General features: G+C 38.7%; 14 protein-coding genes, 1 tRNA gene and 5 pseudogenes. 4 read left to right on the top strand and 16 right to left on the bottom strand.

Annotated features, from left to right (window positions below):
- Window positions 1-16: 16 nt before the first annotated feature.
- The 5 genes and pseudogenes from CWATDRAFT_RS04455 to CWATDRAFT_RS04430 all read right to left on the bottom strand — a co-directional run.
- Window positions 17-505 (bottom strand): annotated as a pseudogene (locus CWATDRAFT_RS04455) (WcaF family extracellular polysaccharide biosynthesis acetyltransferase); the annotation flags it as partial.
- A 249-nt stretch (window positions 506-754) separates the two neighbouring features.
- Window positions 755-1597: pseudogene (locus CWATDRAFT_RS04450) on the bottom strand (glycosyltransferase family 2 protein); the annotation flags it as partial.
- A 203-nt stretch (window positions 1598-1800) separates the two neighbouring features.
- A pseudogene (locus tag CWATDRAFT_RS39330) lies at window positions 1801-2902 on the bottom strand (ISAzo13 family transposase).
- A 289-nt stretch (window positions 2903-3191) separates the two neighbouring features.
- Window positions 3192-3302, bottom strand: a pseudogene (locus CWATDRAFT_RS32875) (reverse transcriptase N-terminal domain-containing protein); the annotation flags it as partial.
- 670 nt (window positions 3303-3972) lie between these two features.
- A complete protein-coding gene (locus CWATDRAFT_RS04430) occupies window positions 3973-4866 on the bottom strand; it encodes a sigma-70 family RNA polymerase sigma factor (RefSeq protein ID WP_007303865.1) in 894 nt (297 codons plus the stop codon).
- Between the two features lie 347 nt (window positions 4867-5213).
- Between CWATDRAFT_RS04430 and CWATDRAFT_RS04425 the strand changes: the two genes are divergently transcribed.
- On the top strand, window positions 5214-8126 hold the full coding sequence (locus CWATDRAFT_RS04425; protein ID WP_007303864.1) for a DEAD/DEAH box helicase: 2913 nt from the start codon (window positions 5214-5216) through the stop codon (window positions 8124-8126).
- 43 nt (window positions 8127-8169) lie between these two features.
- On the opposite strand, the pseudogene CWATDRAFT_RS04420 reads toward CWATDRAFT_RS04425, so the two are convergent.
- From CWATDRAFT_RS04420 to CWATDRAFT_RS38200, 3 genes and pseudogenes are all read right to left on the bottom strand, one after another.
- Window positions 8170-9690 (bottom strand): annotated as a pseudogene (locus CWATDRAFT_RS04420) (dynamin family protein).
- 187 nt (window positions 9691-9877) lie between these two features.
- Window positions 9878-10558, bottom strand: coding sequence for an ISAzo13-like element transposase-related protein (locus CWATDRAFT_RS38205; protein ID WP_071905647.1), 681 nt, complete (start codon window positions 10556-10558; stop codon window positions 9878-9880).
- A 148-nt stretch (window positions 10559-10706) separates the two neighbouring features.
- The gene (locus CWATDRAFT_RS38200) at window positions 10707-11048 is read right to left on the bottom strand and encodes a hypothetical protein (RefSeq protein ID WP_007303860.1); all 342 of its coding nucleotides are present in this window, start codon (window positions 11046-11048) and stop codon (window positions 10707-10709) included.
- A gap of 124 nt (window positions 11049-11172) precedes the next feature.
- Here CWATDRAFT_RS38200 and CWATDRAFT_RS04405 point away from each other — a divergent pair, with 124 nt between their 5' ends.
- Window positions 11173-11490, top strand: a complete 318-nt coding sequence (locus CWATDRAFT_RS04405; RefSeq protein WP_232287002.1) for an NACHT C-terminal helical domain 2-containing protein — start codon at window positions 11173-11175, stop codon at window positions 11488-11490.
- 57 nt (window positions 11491-11547) lie between these two features.
- Here CWATDRAFT_RS04405 and CWATDRAFT_RS04400 read toward each other — a convergent pair whose 3' ends face one another.
- Complete coding sequence (locus CWATDRAFT_RS04400) at window positions 11548-11865, bottom strand: 2Fe-2S iron-sulfur cluster-binding protein (RefSeq protein ID WP_007303859.1); 318 nt, start codon at window positions 11863-11865, stop codon at window positions 11548-11550.
- A 198-nt stretch (window positions 11866-12063) separates the two neighbouring features.
- On the opposite strand from CWATDRAFT_RS04400, the gene CWATDRAFT_RS38195 reads away from it, so the two are divergent.
- A complete protein-coding gene (locus CWATDRAFT_RS38195) occupies window positions 12064-12240 on the top strand; it encodes a hypothetical protein (RefSeq protein ID WP_007303858.1) in 177 nt (58 codons plus the stop codon).
- A 6-nt stretch (window positions 12241-12246) separates the two neighbouring features.
- Here CWATDRAFT_RS38195 and CWATDRAFT_RS04395 read toward each other — a convergent pair whose 3' ends face one another.
- The 7 genes from CWATDRAFT_RS04395 to CWATDRAFT_RS04370 all read right to left on the bottom strand — a co-directional run bounded on the left by CWATDRAFT_RS04395 (window position 12247) and on the right by CWATDRAFT_RS04370 (window position 18483).
- Window positions 12247-12642 carry a Rid family detoxifying hydrolase gene (locus CWATDRAFT_RS04395; protein ID WP_007303857.1) on the bottom strand — a complete coding sequence of 132 codons (396 nt, stop codon included), beginning with the start codon at window positions 12640-12642 and terminating at the stop codon, window positions 12247-12249.
- 15 nt (window positions 12643-12657) lie between these two features.
- Window positions 12658-12731 (bottom strand) — tRNA-Arg (locus CWATDRAFT_RS04390).
- Window positions 12732-12803: 72 nt separating this feature from the next.
- Entirely contained in the window at window positions 12804-13175 is a 372-nt protein-coding gene (locus CWATDRAFT_RS04385) for an EamA family transporter (RefSeq protein WP_007303856.1), read from the bottom strand.
- Between the two features lie 187 nt (window positions 13176-13362).
- Window positions 13363-13500 (bottom strand): photosystem II reaction center protein K, encoded by a 138-nt coding sequence (locus CWATDRAFT_RS32270; protein WP_007303855.1) that lies wholly within the window; start codon window positions 13498-13500, stop codon window positions 13363-13365.
- 66 nt (window positions 13501-13566) lie between these two features.
- Entirely contained in the window at window positions 13567-15225 is a 1659-nt protein-coding gene (locus CWATDRAFT_RS04380) for an MBL fold metallo-hydrolase (RefSeq protein ID WP_007303854.1), read from the bottom strand.
- A gap of 43 nt (window positions 15226-15268) precedes the next feature.
- Window positions 15269-16567 carry a histidinol dehydrogenase gene (hisD, locus tag CWATDRAFT_RS04375; protein WP_007303853.1) on the bottom strand — a complete coding sequence of 433 codons (1299 nt, stop codon included), beginning with the start codon at window positions 16565-16567 and terminating at the stop codon, window positions 15269-15271.
- Window positions 16568-16755: 188 nt separating this feature from the next.
- Window positions 16756-18483, bottom strand: coding sequence for a diflavin flavoprotein (locus tag CWATDRAFT_RS04370; RefSeq protein ID WP_007303852.1), 1728 nt, complete (start codon window positions 18481-18483; stop codon window positions 16756-16758).
- A 409-nt stretch (window positions 18484-18892) separates the two neighbouring features.
- Between CWATDRAFT_RS04370 and CWATDRAFT_RS04365 the strand changes: the two genes are divergently transcribed.
- Window positions 18893-20689 (top strand): ABC transporter ATP-binding protein, encoded by a 1797-nt coding sequence (locus CWATDRAFT_RS04365; RefSeq protein ID WP_042711176.1) that lies wholly within the window; start codon window positions 18893-18895, stop codon window positions 20687-20689.
- Window positions 20690-21005: the final 316 nt, after the last annotated feature.

The raw sequence follows: 21005 nt of genomic DNA, 5'->3' as shown, positions 1-21005 counted from the left end.
CACAAACTGGTAAAAATCATAACTCCGAACTCCGAACTCCGAACTCCGAACTCCCCTCACTATTCATTTTCCTTAAATAATGAGGTTTACAAGGACTTCCCCAGGCTACCATAGCAGCAGGAATATGCTTAAAAACACTACTTCTAGCACCAATAACGGCATTTGAAGCAATTTTAACCCCCGGGGCAATAAAGCAGTCTGTAGCTACCCAAACACCGTTACCAATGGTGATCGGTTTAACGATTAAATTAAACGTTGGATCTCGAAAATCATGGCTTCCTGTACACAAATAACTCTTCTGAGAAATTACACTTTGAGAACCAATTTTTATGATTTCTAAACTATAAAAAACCACATCATCTCCAACCCAACTATAGTCCCCAATCTCAACTTTCCAAGGGTAGGTAAAACGGGCAGTAGGACGAATAATTACTTGTTTCCCGATCTTAGCCCCAAAACGACGTAATAACCAACAACGAAAGCCATTAGCATTGTGTAAACTTAAGGTGATTTCCAGAATAAAATATACCTGCTTTTCCAGTTATTTCCCCCCTTAAAAAGGGGGGTTAGGGGGGATCATTAGGTATCTTCTTGATCAGAAATTACCTAAGGGAAAAGCAATGGATTGTATTAACCACCATAATAATACATACCATCCAGGGCGACCACGATCGTACCAAGACTGATCATATTCACGTAAATCTACCCAAGGATTATTATCGACAATTGGGACACCATTTGGTTCTATTTCCATTTACAATTTTACCTGTATGGGTTCTGAAGAAGTTTTAGAATCATCATTTAGGTCGTTTGTATTAACATTTAGTTGTCATCCAAATTGTCGTAATTCATAAAGTTTTACTCCAATTTGATATTCATATTGACTCAATAAACGTGCATAAGTGTATCCAGCATGGCCGTCTAAAAATCCTAAGCGAATAAAATAAAATAAAACAAATCTTAGTAAAGGTTTAAACGGTAGTCGAATCCAGATTTTTTTGAGAAATCTTTTTCTTTGAACTGCATCTCCAAACAAGTTAGCACCAATGGTGCCACTGTCATCTTGTCCTGTTAATAAATTATAATAAACTCTGTCCTCCCAATTAGAATAACGATTATGTCTTTGTAACCAGTGATAAATATCACGGAAATCAATATGTAGCATATCCTCTTTTAGATAGCCCACATTACCTTGTAAAATAACGTGTTCGTGAACTTCATTATCCCCCGTGTTGGGAATATCTTCTGTGTTTAAGTTCTCATAACGTCCTACTTGATGACGAAATAATCGTAAATTCCAGTCAGGGTATTTTCCTCCATAACGAATCCATTTTTCTAAGAAAAATACTTTACGATTCAGATAATATCCATTGTAATTATCATCCTTAATATTCGTTTCTATCTCGTCCCATAATTCAGGGGTAATTCTTTCATCACAATCAACAATTAAAACCCATTCGTTGCGAAAAGGTAAATTCTCTAAAGACCAATTTTTCTTTTTTGGCCAACGTCCGTTAAAATTAAACTGGACTACGTTAGCTCCATACTCTTGACTAATTTCTACAGAGCGATCGCTACTTTGGGTGATTTCCAAGAAAAAGTTTCCCACCCATTCTCAGAATCTGTTTGTAGAACATCTCAAATAAGCGAAAAGGGAAAAATAAAAAGTTGTTCGCGGATACTTTCCGCGAACAAAAACCTCCCTATCTAAAAGAAAGAAATACGCTAACTTTTAAATTAGCTTTGACTATTTTAAAAAAGGAAATTCACTTAATTTTACACTCTTATTAACTTTTTAGACTAACTGGGTCTAATCAAAATATCCCATTTAGGTAAGTGAGGATTACGTTCTAAACGTTTCTCAATTTCCTTCATCTCTTTTTTCGTTAAAGAAATGCCTTTTTGATAAACTTTTTTACTTAACTTAACTATCGGATTTAAGCCTTTCCATGTCATAGTTTTTACCCAAGCTAACATCGTTTGAGCATTTCTCAGAAGTGTTCCGTTCCAATGCCTCTCTAAAATTCCCCAACATCTTTCTATGGGATTATATTTACTGTGATAAGGAGGAAAATATAGTAATTGAATAGATTTCTTAGTTTGGTCGGCAAACTCTACCATTCTCTTCAAAAATTGCCTTCTTATTCCACTATTTTTTGGTCCATTATCAACTTTAATTCGGATGTTCTCTAGTTGCTGCTTTTCAGTTATACTCAGACTTGTCCACCATTGCTCCAAGTTATCTACCATGAAATCACTCGTTTTATAAGAACTTCCAAAAGTTACATAAAGTTACCCTGTATCTTCATCTACAATCCCACAAGGAACGTATTTTTCTTTAGTTCCCATATCATGATCTTGAGCTTGATTATAACCTCTAGTTTGTCCGCCACGTGAATATTCTCCTATTTCCACAGTTGCTTTACAATCCATACTTAAACGTTTCACAGAAGGGTCTTTTTTTCTATCTTTTTTCTCTATATTCTCGAAGATAGCGTCCGTCTCCGAGATTTTTTTTAGGTTTAGCTTTTACCACTTTTCTTAATCGATAGCCCAAACGATTTAAAATATCTGCCATTGTCGAAGCAGCAGGAACCTCCTCTCCATTATATCCTAGATTTCTTAATTGTTTAATGGCTTCAGCCGCCGTTAATCTTGTATAGGCAATGGGGTTATTAAATGTGGGGTTTTGTTGTGCGTGAGCTTCGGCTATTTCTTTCAATGATTGGGCAACTATTGGGTATCTTTCCTCCCATTTTTTACATCCACTATTGACTGATTGTAATCCTAAACACACTATCCCAGTTCGTTTTTCATGTAATCCAAGTTGAACATTTTTTCTCCCCCAACCAAACACGATTTCGGTTTGTCTGGCACTTCCTCCACAATACTTGAGACACATTTCAGCTTGAAATGAACGACGCTCTGCTCCCGTCATTTTTGAGGCTGCTAAACGTAAATCATCGACCATCGACGGGGTTAAGGGATGATTTGTCTGTTTTAGCTTCAATTTACTCTCTCTAATCTTTTTACCTCTTCATTTTAATCTATTTCTTCTGTTTTTTCAGACAAGCCAATTATGAAATTTTAAAGTTGTGTACCAAGATCCGCTAACTCTCTGTTCCTTTTATTTCTTGAAAGCCTTTAGTCCAAGCGATTACCCCCTATGGGAAAAGCTTTCTCGGAAATCACCTAACAGCTTGAAATATTCTTTTTTGAAGCTTAAACACCTTTCTCTGGACTTTTGCCCAGTTAATTGTGTTCCACTCTGGCGTAGTCTTGGTTATACTCGCATTCGACATATTCACCTCTAATAGAGACTATTTCTTCTAATTAACCAGCAATACGTCAGCTTATCCGTACTCATTACAAGTGGGCATTAGCAACTTAATTGCTTCTCACATCCATGACCCTTGCGGTTCAGTTTGTCCCTACTTACCTACTCGACCGGTGGTAAGAGCAATCATGGACTTAATTCGTTCCGTTGATTTGGGTATATCGGTTTTAGGTTTCATCTTTCCCCCAGGTTACTTTTAGGAATCTGTGTGGATGCTCACGGAAAAACTCCACTTTTTACCTTGTTCTTTTGAACGCAGCCTATCAAACAGATTTGGCTACTTGGCGGTTTTGAGGGTTCATGTCGATGATTCAACGTAATGTTTAACCATGACCGATTGACTTGGGGAGCGACTTACCATGCTGCTTCATGACGGGTTCCCCTTCTAACCCTGCTTCCATCCTGGGTTTACTAAGTCCAAAACGGAGGGTTATGTCGTCACTCTTAGGATTTTCTCCTTTGATTCCGAGTGTGGCTCCATTAGCCAACAAATCAACAGTTATTCAGATTTCAATGTTCTGAACGAGCTACACGCTTGTTTCCAAACTTTCTAGCTCAACGAATCGCACTCCGAGAAACGCCATATATCATAATGGCTAGTTTTCTCCCTAAAAATAGGATAGAAATTCACACATTTAAACCGCCAGCTTTTCTGCCTCACCTGTTTGCTTCCGTAAAATTTTTAAGGCGCGGCTATAAATTTGACGGGCCCTTTCATGGCTAACACCACATTTTTCGCCAATGGCTTTGTAACTCATTTGTTTACCATCTCGTAAGCCAAAACGCAGAATAATTACTTCTTTCTGTCTGGGAGTCAAACTTTCTAAAAGATTATTTATCTGAGATATTTTCTCTTCTTGTTTGACAAAATCACTAGGGGAAATACTTTCCTCATCGGGTAATAATTGCCCTAACTCGGTTTGATTTTCATCAATAACAACATTTAAACTACGGGACTTAGTTTTAAAAGCTGCTTGTTGGAGAAATTGTAACCTGTCAACGGAGATTTCCATATTTTCAGCAATCTCTCTTTGAGTTGGTTTTCTCCCTAATTTTAGGGTTAGTTCTCGAATCGATTTACGATATTTATTAAGATTTTCGTTGATATGAATAGGTAAACGAATGGTACGACTTTGTTCTGCGATCGCCCTGGTTATTCCCTGTCTTATCCACCAATAAGCATAGGTTGAAAACTTGTAACCGCGAGCCGGATCAAATTTTTCCACACCTCGAATTAAGCCTAAACTTCCTTCTTGAATTAAATCTAACAAAGACAAGCCCGAATTGAGGTACTTCTTAGCAATGGAAACCACCAGACGTAAATTTGCCTCGATCATTCTTTCTCTAGCTTTTTGTCCCTTAGCGACAATTTTTTCCTCTTCTCGGCTCAGTTGTTCCTTCTCTAATAGAGGCAACATAGCCTGGATTTCTTCTGCTAGTTTAATCTCTTCAGCACTAGAGAGTAAGGGGGTTTTACCAATAGACTGAAGATAGTGGCGAACCGTATCAACTTTTTTCTTGGTTGTCATGTTTAGCTATCTCTTATTTATTTGTTGTTTGTAGATACAGTGAAGGAAATTCACAGGGGTGGTTGTAGCTTAAATTTTCTTGGTAATTTCTTTTCTCTCAGCAAAATCTGAATCGATATTGTTGGGATTTATTGCTACTCTAATTGTAAAGTAAAATTAAAATTTTGGCAAGCTATGGCCCTAATCTCTCAGAAAAATTGTTAAGATTAATATCTTAACCAAAAATAAAGTCATTCTGCCCCCACTTGAAACGAGGGAAGTAGGAGGCTTGACCTAAAAAATCAAGGATTTTTACCCTAAAATAGAAATAGGGTTTAACCTGTGATTGCCTAAATACGTAACTTTGAGTGAAACAACCATTAACCTCAACTGAGCTTAGGATTGAAGAACTATTTCCCTTTGAACTAGATCCCTTTCAACAGGAAGCGATCGCAGCGTTGCATCAAGGGGAATCTGTCGTTGTCTGCGCCCCCACAGGTTCAGGTAAGACAGTTATCGGAGAATTTGCCATCTATCGGGCTTTGCATCTAGGTCAAAGAGTTTTCTACACCACTCCTCTCAAAGCTTTATCTAATCAAAAGTTTAGAGACTTCCAAGACAAATTTGCCACCACAGAAGCAGGAGTAGTCGAAGGGATGGTGGGGTTAATTACAGGAGATACGGTTATCAATGCCGACGCTTCGATTGTGGTGATGACCACAGAAATCTTCCGTAATATGCTCTACGAAACCCCCATTGGGCAAGTGGGAACATCCTTAGAAAATGTGGCTACGGTTATTTTAGATGAGTGTCATTATATTAGTAATCGTGGTAGGGGAACCGTCTGGGAAGAATCGATTATTTATTGTTCCCCCAGCATTCAATTAGTCGCTCTCTCTGCAACCATCGGCAACTCAGAAGACTTAACCAAGTGGATCAATCAAGTGCGGAAAACTGCTCCCAACTTTGATCCCGACAAAACCTCTATCAGTCTGTGTAAACTGATTAACTCGGATTTTCGCCCCGTTCCTCTACGCTTCTACTTTAGCCAGAAAAACGGACTCTATCCCCTGCTTAACCAGCAACAAACGGGCCTTAACAATCGCCTCAAACCCAAAGGAAACCGTAAGAAACGCCGACGAGTAAAACGAAGTGAATGTCCCACTCCGATGATGGTGATCCAACAACTTTATGAAAAGGATCTCTTACCAGCCATCTATGTTATCTTTAGCCGTCGAGAATGCGATCGAGCCGTGCAAAAACTTGAGGGGGTGGTGTTGGTGTCTCCCGAAGAAGCCCATGCTCTACAATATAACCTGTTGACCTTCTTTTTAGGGGAAAATACCAATTTACAAGTGAGTCTCCTCGAGGCGGTGGCCACAGAAAACCCACCTTTATACGAACCCCTCAAAGACTTTTTAAGCACCCTTTCCCCCCAGTCTAATCTCTTTACCTATTTAGGGGAGGATGAAGAGAGCAAAGTCCATTTATTCGAGATTCTAGCTAATCTGTGTCAGTTAGTACGCTCAGAACAACTCGAACCTTTAACCAGAGGTATTGCGGCACATCATGCCGGGATTTTACCCCTGTGGAAAGAATTAGTGGAACAACTATTTGAAGTGGGTTTGGTTAAAGTGGTGTTTGCCACAGCAACCCTATCAGCCGGGATCAATATGCCAGCCAGAACTACGGTTATCTCTGCTTTATCTAAACGCATTGATACCGGACACAGTATGTTAAACCCCTCAGAATTTCTGCAAATTGCTGGGCGGGCAGGACGACGAGGTATGGATGAGGTGGGCCATGTGGTCACCATTCAAACCCCCTTTGAAGGGGCAACAGAAGCTGCTTACTTAGCCACCGCAGAGTCTGAACCCTTAAAAAGTTGTTTCACCCCTTCCTATGGTATGGTCTTAAACCTGTTGCAAAAACACAGCCTACGGGAAGCAAAGGACCTCTTAGAAAGGAGTTTTGCCGAATATTTAGCTCAACTAAAACTAGAACCAGAACAACAGGCTATCGCTAGTTTGAGTACAGAATTAGCTAAACTGGATATCGAATTAGGAGGGCTACAAGAAAAAGATATCCTAGCTTATGAGAAATTAAAAGCTCGATTAAAAGAAGAAAAACGACTTCTGAAAGTTCTTGAAGCTCAAGCACAAGAAAAGCGTAAAAAAGAAATTGCCGGTCAATTGAGTAAGTTGAATATTGGGGATTTAGTTTATTTAAAGGGCAAACGCTTAAAAACATCTATTCCTCAACTAGCTACGATTGTGGCTATGGTTCCAGGCTCGGGACAAGGTTTTGATTTGCTATGTTTGGGGGATAATAACTACTGGTATTTAGTAAAAAGAGGAGATATTGTTGATTTTTATGGGGCTTCTTTACCCCTCTCTTTTGCGGATAATTTGACCCTACCGGATCTGAGAAGATTATCTTTAGGCAGGGGACCAAAAGGGGATGAAAATTCTAGGCAAATCACCCAACAAATGAGCGATCGCGCCTTTGGCCGAATCACCCCACCAGAAGTAATCGAACAACAACAACGTATTGATCATGTGCAAACCTTACTCGATGATCATCCCTTAACCCAAAGCAAAGATTTTAAACGCTTATTTAAGTCCCATCATCGACGTTTAGAATTACGGGAACAACTCCATAACCGACAAATTAAGTTCCAAAAATTACAGTCCAATCAATCTTACTATTGGCAAGAATTTCTGAATTTAATCGAGATTTTACGGGAATTTAAGGCTTTAGATAATTACACTCCCACAGCCCTTGGTGAAGCGGCGGCTACCATGCGCGGAGAAAACCAGTTATGGTTGGGCATGGTGCTTATGTCGAGTACTTTAGAGCATCTCGAAGCCCCTCAACTAGCGGCGGCGGTGAGTGCTATTATTACCGAAACCCTCCGCCCTGACACTTGGACAAATTATTTACCGTCTCCAGAAGTCTTGAGTCTGTTTCAAGAGTCTCCAGAAGACGGGGTGAGTATTGGGGAAATGCGCCGTTTATTGAACCAAACCCAACGACGCTATCAAGTTACTATTCCTGTTTGGTTAGAGTTAGAATTAATGGGCTTGGTGGAACAATGGGCTTTAGGGGGTGACTGGCAGGAACTTTGTGAAAACACCAGTTTGGACGAAGGAGACTTAGTTCGTTTGCTGAGGCGAACTGTTGATATTCTTTGGCAAATTCCCCAAACTCCAGGCATTTCCGGTTATTTGATCACAACCGCTAAAGAGGCGATCGCCCTGTTGAAACGATTTCCCATTTGACGCTCCCTTCGCTAAAAGTGAGGGATTCTTGGACTAAAATTAGCTAAAGTCCCGTTAAAAGATCGTTTAATATCTGTATTTTATAAGATAACTGAGCTATTTCTGATGAGTGTAAATTATGGGGTACCTCCATAATTTTGGATAGTTCTTGTTCATATTTCCGTAAACTTAATAATACTTGCTCACTAAAATGAGTTAAATAGTTCTGAGCAAATTCAACAGAAGTAGATGGAGTTTGAGAATTCTGTGTCATTGCTTCTTTTTCTGCTTGTGTTGTGGTTTTGTTGAGGAAATAACTTGCCCCTCCTAAAACGGCAGCTGCTATAGGTCCTCCTACTAACAAACCGATTCCTGTAGGAATACCAACGGTGGTGATATCATTAAAATAGTTAGATTTTTCTTCATTTCCTTCTGGTAAAGAAATGGATATTTCTGGGGGATCAGGAATGCTAATATTTAAAGGAGTCAAGAAGTTATTTTCAAAAAATAAACAAGCTTTATCTCCCCATTCATTGATATTCTTTTGATAAGTAATTATTTTATCTTGAAAATCATTATTACACCACTGTTGAAAGGTATTTTGTTCTAAAGCGATCGCTAATTCATTTTGATATTGATTTAATAGTTTAGGTAAGTATAGCCAACTATAAAAATCAGAGAGGGCGCGTTGAAATCCTTGGTTAATGACTTGTTGTGCTTTCTGTTTGATTTCTTTTTCTTTATCTATTCTCTGTTCTATATTTTTCAATTGTTTAATAAGATTATTTCTTTGATTGAGGGCTATCTCTTTCACTTGAAAACTAATTGTCTCAAAACGTTCTCTTCTAAAAGTTTGTTCTTGTTTCTGTTGAATGATAATAGTTTGTAAAGCAGACTCAAGCATGGACAAACCACTTCTTTGTACTTCATTATTATCCCCTTTGAGTTTCCCTCTCAATGCCGGTAAAGCATCAACTCTATATAGATTACTGAACCCAGAAGGTAAATTTGAGCGAAAACTTTCAGCAACAAAGCGTAATCTATAATAAACGTCTTTTTGTTCTTGTGGTTCCCATAAATTCAAGAAATTTATCACTAATATAACACTATTAATGCCACGGTTTAGCAACCAATCTCTAAAATTTTCTCTTTCTTCAAGAGTCATTAATTTTCGAGCATCAACCACTTGGATAATTAAATCTGAAGTTAATAATTGATCTTTAACTAATTTATTTTGCTCTTCTCGATCATTGGTTCCTGGTAAATCTAAAAATTCCACTCCCATTTTTAAAAGGGAATGATTACAATAAACTTCTACAGATTTTACTTCTTGATTCATACACCTGTTATCATCAAGTGTTGCATATTTTTTTAGGATATTTGTTCCTTCTTCTTCAATAATTTTATTATTATTTAAGGTTATTTTGGTTTTTAATTATTCTCCATATTTAACATAAATGGCTGCCCCTGTGGTGGGAATAAGATCGATGGGTAAAGTTTTTTCTCCTAGTAAAGCATTTAATAGGGTAGATTTACCATAATTAAAAGGAGCAAGGTTATTTCCAAGAAAAAGTTTCCCACCCATTCTCAGAATCTGTTTGTAGAACATCTCAAATAAGCGAAAAGGGAAAAATAAAAAGTTGTTCGCGGATACTTTCCGCGAACAAAAACCTCCCTATCTAAAAGAAAGAAATACGCTAACTTTTAAATTAGCTTTGACTATTTTTAAAAAGGAAATTCACTTAATTTTACACTCTTATTAACTTTTTAGACTAACTGGGTCTAATCAAAATATCCCATTTAAGTAAGTGAGGATTACGTTCTAAACGTTTCTCAATTTCCTTCATCTCTTTTTTCGTTAAAGAAATGCCTTTTTGATAAACTTTTTTACTTAACTTAACTATCGGATTTAAGCCTTTCCATGTCATAGTTTTTACCCAAGCTAACATCGTTTGAGCATTTCTCAGAAGTGTTCCGTTCCAATGCCTCTCTAAAATTCCCCAACATCTTTCTATGGGATTATATTTACTGTGATAAGGAGGAAAATATAGTAATTGAATAGATTTCTTAGTTTGGTCGGCAAACTCTACCATTCTCTTCAAAAATTGCCTTCTTATTCCACTATTTTCTGCTCCATTATCAACTTTAATTTGGATGTTCTCTAGTTGCTGCTTTTCAGTTATACTCAGACTTGTCCACCATTGCTCCAAGTTATCTACCATGAAATCACTCGTTTTATAAGAACTTCCAAAAGTTACATAAAGTTGCCCTGTCTCTTCATCTACAATCCCACAAGGAACGTATTTTTCTTTAGTTCCCATATCATGATCTTGAGCTTGATTATAACCTCTGGTTTGTCCGCCACGTGAATATTCTCCTATTTCCACAGTTGCTTTACAATCCATACTTAAACGTTTCACAGAAGGGTCTTTTTTTCTATCTTTTTTCTCTATATTCTCGAAGATAGCGTCCGTCTCCGAGATTTTTTTTAGGTTTAGCTTTTACCACTTTTCTTAATCGATAGCCCAAACGATTTAAAATATCTGCCATTGTCGAAGCAGCAGGAACCTTCTCTCCATTATATCCTAGATTTCTTAATTGTTAATGGGCTTCAGCCGCCGTTAATCTTGTATAGGCAATGGGGTTATTAAATGTGGGGTTTTGTTGTGCGTGAGCTTCGGCTATTTCTTTCAATGATTGGGCAACTATTGGGTATCTTTCCTCCCATTTTTTACATCCACTATTGACTGATTGTAATCCTAAACACACTATCCCAGTTCGTTTTTCATGTAATCCAAGTTGAACATTTTTTCTCCCCCAACCAAACAAGATTTCGGTTTGTCTGGCACTTCCTCCACAATACTTGAGACACATTTCAGCTTGAAATGAACGACGCTCTGCTCCCGTCATTTTTGAGACTGCTAAACGTAAATCATCGACCATCGACGGGGTTAAGGGATTATTTGTCTGTTTTAGCTTCAATTTACTCTCTCTAATCTTTTTACCTCTTCATTTTAATCTATTTCTTCTGTTTTTTCAGACAAGCCAATTATGAAATTTTAAAGTTGTGTACCAAGATCCGCTAACTCTCTGTTCCTTTTATTTCTTGAAAGCCTTTAGTCCAAGCGATTACCCCCTATGGGAAAAGCTTTCTCGGAAATCACCTTGGTGGAAAAATCAAGGGCAAGAATGGGTTGATAAATTTCGAGAGATATTAATCAATCACCGTAACATTTGTTATGACTGGCGGTTAGATGAACAAGAAAAGGAATTATGGAACCTTTTTTATAATGGGAATGTTTTCTTAGTAGAATGTTTACAGGGAGAGGGTAATATTAGCTCAAAGGTGAAACAGGAAATAGAATCGACTTTATTATCAATTTAAGACATAAATAAGGGGCTTAATCAAATTAAGCCCCTTATTCATTGATATCATAATTAGTTAAGGTTGTCCAAACTGTCTGCTATAAACCTCTTCTTCTTTTTCAGTTTCAACGACGAGGTTAGAACGAGGATAGGATACGCATAATAAGGCATAACCCTCTCCTTGTAACTCAGGACTTAAACCCATCCCGTCACTTTGTTCAACTTCTCCCTCCAAGAGCTTTCCTGCACAGCTTGTACAGACTCCTGCTTCACAGGAGATTGGTAGATCGATACCTGCTTCTCTAGCTGCAACTAACACCTTTTGATCTTCGGGAACTTCAATGGTTTGGGTGTTTCCTTGATGATGGATCTCAACAGTATAGGTATTGGACATATTTTCCGTAAAACTTGATCGGCTTTCCTTAATCTAATGTATCTTTATTCGGTAGCCTCTTGGTTATTGTTAAGAGATATGACTAAACTTAAAGCTTGATTGCAATTTACAGCATTTCCTGACACTTGGCTCTCAGAGAATGTTAAGTTTGAGCAACGTCAAAATTATCTCTTGTATTAATAGAACCAAGAAAAATATATGTATAAGAAAAATACAGACAAAGACTTTGTGAGTGCTGCTTTAACTGCGGGTTTAGGTGCAGGGGTTGTTACCTCTTTTGCGGTTAGCCAAGGACAAAACCCTCTCCTAGCTTTAGGAATCACGGTTTTTGCCGCTGTGTGTGGGGTTATTTGTCATCAATTTGATTTGATCTAACAAAAATTAGGGGATTATGGCAATACATTCAATCTCCACTAAAACATCTTTAGGCAGACGAGAAACTTCTACACAAGCCCGTGCAGGCGCTGTTTCTTCGTTAAAGTATTGACCATACACTTGATTCATCGGGGTAAAATTGGTTAAGTTGCTCAAAAAAACAGTAGTTTTAACCACATTTTGCCAGTTTGCCCCTGCTGCGGCCAAAATAGCAGCGATATTTTTCATAACTTGTTGGGTTTGTTCAGTAATATCATTTTCCCCAACCAGTTCCCCTGTTTCCGGGTGCAAAGGAATCTGTCCAGCCAAAAACAAAAGCCTCCCCTGTGCTGCAATGGCCTGATTATAAGGGCCGACAGGGGAAGGAGCATTATTGGTACGAATAATCTGAAAATTACTCATATTTTTCCATGTGTACGGGCTTGGAGGGACTTGAACCCCCGACCTCGTGGTTCGTAGCCACGCGCTCTAATCCACTAAGCTACAAGCCCTTGTCTTTCTCAACGACTAATTATCATAGCACAACCTCCAGACATTTAGCAAGACTAATCGCAAAAATAATTTTAGTTACCTTTGGAGGCCACAAGAACAACGCCACAGACAATAAGTCCTAGACCAAGAGCCTGATGGATGAGGATATTTTCTTTAAAGACAAAATACCCAAATAAGACAGAAAAGATATAGATAATCGAAGCAGAAGGGCCAGCTACACTAAGGTTGACACGAGTTAATAAAAGAATATAAGCGATCGCCCCTAACCCATAGCAAGCCAACCCTAATATTAGTTTTGGGGTCAAAAGAATATTAAGAATATGACTGACAGCATTACTTGCGTTCACCTTTCCTAATGAATTGGCTCCCATTTTCAGGAATAACTGTCCCATGGCGCTAGTTAGCACTGAAGCCAACAATAAACAAACCTCTTGAAAACCCATAATACAATACTTCCTATAAAAATTTATAGTTTATCACAATGTCGTCCGAATTCTGTCTGCGGGATAAAGCTAAGGAATTAACTTGACGAAATCATCGGGGGGGTAAAGTTGCCAAAAAAAACAAAGGCATCTATAAGTAGATGCCTTTGATAAATAAGAAACTTAACTATTGAGAGTAAGTCAAAGTTTACTTAAAACCTACTGCTGCTTGCCAAACGAAGGCTAGAGCCAAGAAAAATACGGGAATGACTGGTAACACATCTACCAAGGGATCGAAAATTTGATAAGCTTCGGGTAATTTTGCTAAAAGGAATACGGCTTCCATCTGGTTATGTACCTTCCCAATTGTTTTATATTATGGATTACAAAATATCCTATCATAAACGGGTAATTACTCATCTTCTGGTTTGGGTAGAGGTTTAAAAACAGGACAGTAACCCTCTTGTGTCACCTTAAACCCATAAAGAGGGGACTGAGAATTCCAACAACGTTGACCCCGATAATGACAACAGGTCAAACAACAATCTAAATCATTAAATATCTGATCGGTTTTACTTTGGTTGAGCAGTTCCCGTTGAGAAATACCGCGCAAAACCAACTCATCCCCTTGCCAACGAGCTTCAAGCAGGCCCGTATCAGCGAAATAACGCCAGTGAGGATCGTTAACAATGGTGTGGGGGAAAGTCAAGGTAATATTGGTTTCTAAATCATTTAACTCTCCCTCGTAAACACCAGAAGAAGGAGCTTCTGGTTGAATAAACTTGTCTCCAATGGGAAGTTCCACTAAAGTTCCAGGGGATGGGAGATGAAGTTGATAACGATTTTGTAGCTCTTCTAAATTAGTTAAATCTCTTAAATTAATCGTTGAACCATGAACAAAAATAATATGCTGTGGTCGTAAATTATGAATTAATTGAGTGGTATTGCGGCCATCGCTATGTTCCGCCAAAACATAAGACTCGCTATGAATAGAAACCCGTTCCATCAGGGACATAATTTCCGGTGATTCTAGGGTTTGTCCCTCATTGGGAGAAGCAGGGAATAAAATCACCCATAACCCTGATAGCAAATAACCTTCGTCATAAAGAGTGGTGAGATCATCTGTTAAGACAATGCAGGAATTTTGTCCAATTTTTCCCCGTTGTTGGGGGGTCAAACGACGTAAACGGGGACAGATGCGCTCATCCCAAAAAAGAGGTTGATGCTTAGCGAAATTTTGTACCGATAAGGGAAACTCTGAAAGCAAATCTAAATAGCGATCGCAAGCGTTGGCCACCTCCCCATCCACCCAAATATCCAACTCACGGCCCGTAAATTGATGATGGGAACGTAATAATTTTAAAATTTCTTGTCCTAGCCCCAAGGTTGGCACTGGTAAAACAATACTGTAACCATGAGTCAAACACTCATGAATACGCTGCATTAGTTGTTTTTCTTGTTGACGACGATGGGAATGGCGAATAGTCCCATAACTTCCTTCAATAATCAAAATATCGGGAGATAAACCCCGTAATGCTTCGATAGAGAGTCCTTCCACCAATTGGAGATTGGATAAAGAAAAATCTCCTGTGTAGAGTAATTTATAGGTTCGTTGGCTGGTACGGTAACTCAAGAGAATAGACGCAGCCCCTGGTAAATGGCCGGAGGGAAATAATTGCACCGTTAAATCATCAAATAATTCCAGGGGTTTTTCCCAGGATAACCCCTGACAAAAATTAGAGGTTTTGGGGGGATTTTTCTGGGGCCAATTCAGGGGAAGAAGGTGTTTAGTGACCTGACTAGCATAGATAGGTAAGTTAGGAAAAGCCTCATGAAGTGATTTTAAACCTCTAGCATGATCCCTGTGAGCATGACTACAAAAGACCGCATCAACTGGAGTTTGAGTTTGATCGATTAAATGGCTGAGATCCCCTAAACCACAATCCAGTAAAATGCGATAAGGACCCAGTTGCACCTCTAGACAGACCCCTTCATCATCATGACCAACCCCGTATGGTAAACAGGCCAAACGATTTGGAGGATGCTTAGCTTTGGGAAGACGTTCATTCATAGACACTGTTTTTAGTCAATGAGATTTACCAATTACCAGTTATTCAGTCACAATTTTCTCCTTCTTTCAATCGTAAATTAATAGCTTCTGCACTGCCGGTAAAACCTTCGGCGAGGGCCAAAGTCTCCAAAACACGGGCTATTTTTTTTAGGGCAGTGGGAGAGTATTCGATGAGATGGGAGGGTTTGAAGAAGGTTTCTACCCGCACCGAAGAAGCATAACGAATTAAGCCAGAAGGGGGCAAAATTACGCCTCCATTACCCAAATAATCACCAATAGCTTTTGGGGTCATTTGGCCAATGAACAGGCTACCGACGGTACGAATTTTCTCTACTATATCCCAAGGTTTAGCTAAGGTTAAAATCAGATAATGAGGGGCAAATTGGTTGGTAATCTTAACAGCTTGTTCTAGGGACTCCACCACCGCAATTAAGCCATAATGAGCAATGGCTTTTTCGGATAAAATGCCGTGGGCGTTATCTTGTAATTTTTGTTGTACTTTGCTTTGAATTTTTTGTGCCAAGTTGAAATTCGTTGTCAGGACTATCACTGCACTACTGGGATCTTGTTCAACTTGGGCTAATATGTCGGCGGCAATGTAGGATTCGTTTGCCGTTTCATCGGCAATAATAAATAATTCTGAGGCATCCACAGGGGTGTCGGTGGTGACAGTGCCATAAACCATGCGTTTAGCTAAAATGACATCTAATCCTCCGGTTCCTGTGATCACATCTACTTTGGGAATAGTTTGGGTTCCGTAGGCCAAAGCAGCGATGGCCTGGGCTCCTCCTAAGCGGTAAATTTGGTTAACTCCACTCACTTGTGCAGCTACTAAAATGTCGGGGGGAACTTTGCCAGTTTCATCCGGGGGACTGACGAGGATAATCTCTGGTACTTTGGCAATTTTTGCGGGGAGGGTTTGCATCAGTACCCGAGTGATAGGTGAAGCTTGATCCCAGGGTACATAGATCCCAGCCCGTTGGACAGGAATGTAACGTTTGCCTACAACTACGTCGTCTTCTTCAAATTTTACCCAAGGTTTGGGCAGTTGCTGTTTATAGAAGTTTTCTAGTTTTTGGCTGGCTGTTTGGATGGTATCTAGTAATTCTTTGGAAATTTTTTGATAGGCTGCGTCTAAGTCGGAGCCGCTAACTTTAAGGTTTGTGGGAGTGGTGAGGGTGTCGAAGGGTTTAAATAGTCCTTGATCCCCTTTATGTTTAATCCTCTCCAAAATTTCTCCCACAGCAACCTCTTTTGCTTGAATCTCGTCCCGATAGGGGCGATCTCCGATTCTTTGCAATTCTGTATTTATCTCGGCTGACTGGGTGATGATTCGCAGCATGGAGTTTTATCACTTTGCTAGAGTCGCACTTACCAGATTAAACAATCTTTTTCCACTCACACTCGATCGAGAAATTTTCTTCCCACCTTGGAGGAACTTTTGTTAATCCTTTACTTATCTAGCTTACCTTGTATTTTTCAAATTGTAGTTGACCATTAGACAAGGTGGGCATTGCCCACCCTACAGGTTTAGTAATAGTTACCGACTTTTCGGTGGTGAGTAGCGGTTAACCCATCGGGGTTAGAAACTCGCCCATTGCTCACTTTGCTATAAACGATCCAATGATCACTACATTCCATCCGACTGACAACTTCGCATTCTAAATAGGCTAAAGCATCCACTAGGATAGGTGATCCATTGTTAGCGGTTTGGACATTAACCCCTTCAAAGCGATCGGACCCAGGACGGAATCTTTTCAGGAAATGCTTCATCAGGGGTTGATATTTCCCTTCTTCGAGGATGTTTAAAACGAAACTATCTCCTACCTGCATCAAAGACTCGATCGCCCGATCTTTGGCTACGGCAACAGTAAACCCTGGGGGGTCAAAACTTGCTTGTGTTACCCAAGAGGCTAACATGGCCCCGTTGAGTTCTCTCTTATTAGCGGTGAGAATATATAAACCGCCACTAATACGACCGATGGCTTTATCTAAGTCGCTATCTAAGGACTTCCTTTGCTTGACTTTTTTGGCTTGGGTTAACGCTTGTCCTAAGTCGACTCCTGCTTCTTCACAGAGTTGATAAATAGCTTCTGTGGGGGTATCTTTAACCCGAATAGGATTAAACCCTTTGTTTAAGCCAGCTTCTCGGAACCTGGTTAATAAGGGGTCGATGGGTTCATCGTTGTCACCATAAGACTCGAACATCCCTATATATTGCTTATTTTTAGCTGCGGCGAGAATGGTTCCGATGTTGCTGGTGGTTTCGTTGCTATGAGTGCCTTCTAAGGGGGGCATTCCCACCACTAAACCGGCGGAACCACTGACGATCTCGTGGACATCTTGAGCATCGGCTGATTTTAGATCAACCATTTCTACTGCTACACCGGCCTTGGTGATACCTTTGGCAATAGCTTGGGAGAGGCGATCGCTATATCCATAATCAGAAATATAAAACACAGCAACGCTTTTATCGGCTTTGCTTTGTTCCTCGCTCCAAGTACGATAACGTTCTACTAACTCATGGACATTGTAGCGCAGCAAGGGACCGTGACCATTGGCTACTAAGGAAAAATGACCTAACTTGTCCATGCGTTTTAAGGCCGAAAGCACCGATCTCGCGTTGGGACCCATCAAACACTCATAATAAAAGTGATAGTCTGGGGCAATATCCTCTAAGTGTTCGTCGTATAGCACATCAGAACAATAGTGCATCCCAAATACATCACAGGTGTATAAGGTTTCGGTACCTTGATCATAGGTTAAAATCGTATCAGGCCAATGTAGATTAGGGGCGTTGACAAATTCTAAAACATGACCTTTCCCTAAGTCCAAACTATCCCCCGTTTTGACGGCAATGTATTCAAAGGGTTGATGGATAAAGTTTTTTAGAAAATTAATCGCTACTTTTGACCCTACTATAGTTGCTTGGGGAGCTAGTTCTAAGATATCTTTAACCAAACCACTATGATCCGGTTCGGTGTGACTAACCACTAAATAATCGATGGTTTTGGGGTCAATGAGTCCGGTTATGGTATCGATGTATAACTGTCGAAACTTAACATGAGAAGTGTCTATTAAGGCGATCTTCTCACCCCTAATAATATAGGAGTTATAAGTGGTTCCATTTTGCAGACCAAACTCTATGTCGAAGCGATCTCGATCCCAGTCTAAGGATCTAATAGTAGTTGTATTTTCGGCAATATCACCAGTTTGTATGCTTAAACGCTTTTTTGTTTTGATGGGAGTTGCTACCATATCCCTCTCCGTATAATGTTTTCATTATTTATTTATATTGTGACACGCTTCTTTAATAATGTGACTTTGAATTACTTATGGAAAAGGTAAGATTGTTTTAATCAATTCACAAAAAAATGATCAAAGTCTGGTATAATCCTGGTTAAATTGCAAAAAATATGTTTAATTATCCATTATCAATTGGGAGCATCCCAAAGTTGCTTTCTTGTCCTTTACTGATAATAGTTGATCTGATGAATTTCTCCCCGTCTCCCCGTCTCCCCGTCAAACTCCAAGAATTAAGTTTTTTGCAAAAATAGGATGCTCTCTATCAATTATCCCTTGATAATGGAGCAAACTCTAGTAGAATCTTTGTCAAATGCTAAAAAATAAGTTAAAATCTGTCTAATTTTATATTTCTATGAGAATCATGAGTGATATTGTTCTTGATGTATCTAATCTCCGTATTGAATTCCCGTTACAAGGAAAATCAAATAAAATAGCAGTAAATGATATTAATTTTCAACTCAAAAGAGGTGAAATTTTAGGTATTGTTGGGGAGTCAGGCTCAGGAAAATCTGTGACTTCTTTAGCTATTATGGGTTTAATTCAAAATCCTGGTAAAATTGCTCAAGAAAGTAGTATTAAATATTATCAATCTCCAGAATATACCATTGACTTAACCAGATTAGAATCATCAGAATGGACAAGATATCGTGGTCAAGAAATTGCCATGATATTCCAAGAACCTATGAGTGCTTTTAACCCCGTTTATACTATAGGTTATCAATTAACTGAAGCTATTAAACTACATCAGAATGTAACTCAAGAAAAGGCTAACCAAGAAGCAATTAATTTATTAAAAAGTGTCAGAGTTTTAAAGCAAACCTGTCCCGATAAACAAGCAAAAGCCTATCTAAAAAGGTATCCTCACGAACTATCTGGAGGACAGTTACAACGGGTTATGATTGCTATGGCAATCTCTTGTAATCCTACTATTTTAATTGCTGATGAGCCAACAACTGCTCTAGATGTAACGGTTCAAAAAGGAATTTTAGAGTTATTAAAAGGTCTCTGTCAAGATAAAAATATTGCGATGATTTTTATCTCTCATGACTTGGGAGTTATCAATGAAGTAGCTGATAATATATTGGTGATGTATCAAGGAAAAGTAATAGAAAAAGGGAAAAAAGAAAATATACTTTATTCTCCTCAAGATCCCTATACCAAAGGATTATTAGCTTGTCGTCCTCCCCTTCATGTTAAAGTAGATAAATTACCCACTGTCGCTGATTTCTTGACAGATAATCAAGTTACAGAAGCATCTCAACAAAGCGATTTAATTTATCAAATTATACCTCATGATGAAATTGAATCTAGAACTCAAGAAGCCCAAGAAAAGAAAGTTTTATTGTCAGTAGATAAGTTAAATGTAGAGTTTGGAAAATCAGGTTTCTTGGGATCCAAATCCAATAAATTTACGGCAGTTAATAACATGAGTTTTGAAGTTTATGCAGGGGAAACATTAGGGTTAGTTGGTGAATCTGGTTGCGGAAAATCAACTTTAGCAAGGGCTATTCTTAGACTTATTTCAGCAGTAAGTGGCACAATTTCTTTTGAAACTTACGAGATTTCTAAAAAATCGATGAGCAATAAATGGTTAAAAAATTTGAGAAAAAATATGCAAATTGTTTTCCAAAATCCCTATAATTCTCTCAACCCCAGACTAACTGTAGGACAAGCTATTGCTGAACCGATGATTATTCATAAAACCCAAAGCAATAGTAAGCAAATCAATGAGATTGTGGCAGCATTGTTGACTTTAGTAGGATTAGATATAGACAGTTTTAATCGCTATCCTCACGAATTTTCTGGAGGACAAAGACAACGAATTTGTATCGCCCGCGCCTTAGCTTTAAATCCCCGTTTTTTAATCTGTGATGAGTCAGTTTCTGCCTTAGATGTATCTGTACAAGCACAGGTTTTGAACCTCTTAAAAGACTTACAAGAAAAGTTGAAATTGACCTGTATTTTTATCTCCCATGACTTAAGTGTAGTCCGGTTTATGAGCGATCGTATTATGGTCATGAATCAAGGTGAAATTGTGGAAATAGGAGACGCAGAGACTATTATTAATAATCCCCAAGAAGAATATACTAAAAATCTCCTTGATTCTATTCCCCAATTTCCAGAATCCCTAGATTGGACTTCTGGTGTTAGGACTTAGTATTGTTAATAATTTATAAAATTAAGCCCTATCTCGCCAAATTTTAGCTATGATATAGTGCATATATTTTGTTAACTATTTATGGGATAAATATTTGCTGTAGTGGCATTTTATCCTTGCTTCCATTGTTCCCTATTTCCTAAACAAAGACAAATTTTGTATAGTTTCTATACGGCTCAAATAAGTAAAAAACTAGATAAAAAAGGTTTTAGCTACTAAGATGAATGGGTTTATATTAGTGGATGAGGACTGGTGCGTTATCTATAAAAGTGCCTTAAAAGGAATTTTAAGGCACTTATTAGAAGATAATCACCAG

Source organism: Crocosphaera watsonii WH 8501, from assembly GCF_000167195.1.
Lineage (GTDB): Bacteria > Cyanobacteriota > Cyanobacteriia > Cyanobacteriales > Microcystaceae > Crocosphaera > Crocosphaera watsonii.
The sequence above is the reverse complement of the archived record's forward strand: the minus strand, read 5'-3'. Positions and strand labels throughout refer to the sequence as shown.